The 2,951-nt window shown below is 25.3% G+C and carries 2 protein-coding genes; both read right to left on the reverse strand.

Annotation, left to right across the window (positions count from 1 at the left end; all coding sequences use genetic code 4):
- Nucleotides 1–141 precede the first annotated feature (141 nt).
- Entirely contained in the window at nucleotides 142–396 is a 255-nt protein-coding gene (locus tag EHU54_RS05245; protein WP_400249323.1) for a ferritin-like domain-containing protein, read from the reverse strand.
- A gap of 89 nt (nucleotides 397–485) precedes the next feature.
- Nucleotides 486–2,369, reverse strand: a complete 1,884-nt coding sequence (locus tag EHU54_RS05250; RefSeq protein ID WP_400249324.1) for a prolipoprotein diacylglyceryl transferase family protein — start codon at nucleotides 2,367–2,369, stop codon at nucleotides 486–488.
- Nucleotides 2,370–2,951 lie beyond the last annotated feature (582 nt).

The raw sequence follows: 2,951 nt of genomic DNA on the forward strand, positions 1-2,951 counted from the left end.
AATTATAATTTGCTATTAGTATCTTTTTAAAAATATTTACAATTATTTTAATAGGTTATGCAAGAAGTCTAATCAATCATAAAATTTATAAGTAACTAAATCACCAACTGTATTAGCATGCTGTGCTAATTTATTTGTTAATTAAGCAAAATATGCTCTCTTTGTTTGATAGGTTTCTATTAATTCAATAATATTTTTAATATCTTTATATTCTTCAGCAATATTTTTAATTTGATAATGTCCATCGCGGTCTAAAACAAAATTCATAATTCGACGTTGATGTAAAACTTCATCTTGTGCTTGAACTTGGAAATAATGGCTAAAACCAGGAAACCCTAACTTATCAGCGGCTGAACTTAAATTATAGCAAAAAAAATTGCATTTTGATGTATTCATCAATATAATGTTGTAAATCTTTTTCAATGTCGTTTGTTAACATAATTTTTCCTCTCTTTCTATTCTTATTGTACACTATTAAAAGTTAATTATTCTCATTTTAATTTAAAAGCAATTTTTTTATTAAAGTAATAAAATTGATTTTCTTTAAATTGGAATTTTGATATTTCAATTTTTTTTGCTTTTGGATTAATTTTTAATTCATCAAAAGCAATTAAATCATTCAAATCAAGATCAAAAATTGTTGTTTTTTGTTCATTAATATGAGGATAAAATTGATACCATCTCGTTTTAATTTCATTTACCTTTTCAGGAGTATGAATAATAGCATTTAATAATAATCCCAATTGTTTTTTCGTTAAGGTAAAATAATTATTATCATCAGGTTTTGATAAGATTAATGTTGTTTGTTGTAAAATTTTACTTAAATTAAATTTAAAAGTTTGATTAACAACTAATTCATCAATAAATTTATTATTTGTTTCTGGTAAAGCAACTATTTTAAAACTATAATTAATAACTTCGTGCTTGCTTGCTTCTTGTTCATTTGTTTTAACATATTTTAATTCAAAATATTTTTCAAAAGGTTCACCTTGATATCCTAAGAATTCCATAACTTTTGTCTTAATGACTACTGGTAATTTATTAACATAATTATCTTCGCCAATAATGATACTATTATTTAAATATTTTTCAAACTTTCATGTTTGCAAACTATGAAAATCAACATATTCTTTTTCATACATAAATCTATTTTTGCGGAATTTTTTCGGCGCTCCTCATTGCGCATAAATTGCTAATCCTAAACCAATTAGGGCAATTAAAATTAAGACCGTATAATCTAGCGTACGATGATTTTTAATAAATAAACTTGTGTCATCATCACGTTGTGTTTCTAAAATAAAACGAATCAAATTTCATAAAAAGAAATAAAAACCAGTTTGCACCCCGCTACGTGTGATTGCATAACACCCCGGATTATTTAATTTTGTTAATGCAGCACTATCATTATGTCATCATTTTTTAATTCTATTGGTAAAACCAGTTTGTTCTTTTGAACTATCTATTTGCCCGCTTTTTTTAGCCATTTCATCTAATCGCTTTTGGTTTGGTACATAGTTAAAATATGCTTTATCCCAAACTTCTTTTCAAGTCATCTTATCAGGTTTAAGATATTTTCGATTAAAAAAATGAATAAAATTATATTTTAAATCAAAAGGATATTCTTTAGGGTCTTTTTTCCATGGTTTTTTACTAAATAATTGTCCAGCAACAGGAATAAAAAAAGTAATAAATAATCATGCTAAGAAATTAAAGAATGATTCATATAAAAAGATAGGTTGGCGAAAGACAATTTCACCAAGGTTATTTGTTTCTGGTGATAAATCATCTCACTGCCATAAGTTATCCCGAATAAAAGCTGGTAATCACCGTAATGAATCATATGAAGTAACACTTCCTAATAATTCATAATTAAAAAAATTACCTCAACGACCTAATACTTGTCCTAATAAAATGTTTGGAATAATACAATCCGTATAAACTCAAAGTGAAACTTTTGCTTTTCGACCAACAATGCCAAAAACAATTAAGCCAGTAATTGTTCCGAACAAAACACCACCATGAATACTCATCCCAGCTTTTCAAAACGCAAATAAAGACCAAAATGGAACATCACCTGGTTCTAAAATTCAAGGATGATTAACATCATTATTAAATTTTCCAAAAAAACTTGCTCCAAATAATGAAAATGGAATAATAGCAAAAATTGATCAAATTAATGGTTCAATCGGAACCTTTTTTAATTTTAGTCGAATAAAACAGGCTAAAACCGAACAAATCATTCCTATTGTAATAAAAACAGCATACATATGAATTCATCCGCCATATGTTGCCAAAATATTATGTGGTGTATTACTTGGCGTAATTCATTCTGGATTTGGTGGTACGCTTGTTAATAATAAACTGTTCATTTATTTTTTCACTCCTTAAGTGTTTTTATTTTCTAAATTATAAAACAATGCATAATTATTATATACCAAGTTCAAATAAAAAAGTCTATTTATTTTTAGGACTTAATTGTAATCTTACTTTTTTTAAATTATAATTTACCTAAAACAATATTACTTTTTTTAGAAAGCGGTGTGAAATAACAAATGACTAGCACTGCGTTATCAGAAATAGCAGTTAATAAAATTAAAGCACTTCACCAAGAACATATACAAAATCATTATCGAAAAAATTACTAGTTTTTGATGTAAATCAATCATTGTTGATGTTATTTTTAGTTCATTAATCTTAATTTTTACTACTGCTTTATTTATTGGTATTATTCTTACTTTTATTGCTAATAATAATGACCCCTGCACTTACATTTTATTTAATAGACTTCTTGCATAACCTAGTTATTTTAAAATTCCTATAAAATATATTTAAAATAGAAATTATAGGAATCTAAAATTATGAAATTTGATAAATTTGATTTTATTAATGATAAAGAATTATTCCGATTAACAGGAATAAAACAAGCCACTTTTAATAAAATGTTAGATATT

The sequence above is a fragment of the Spiroplasma sp. ald genome (genome assembly GCF_044714355.1).
Lineage (GTDB): Bacteria > Bacillota_I > Bacilli_A > Mycoplasmatales > Mycoplasmataceae > Spiroplasma > Spiroplasma phoeniceum.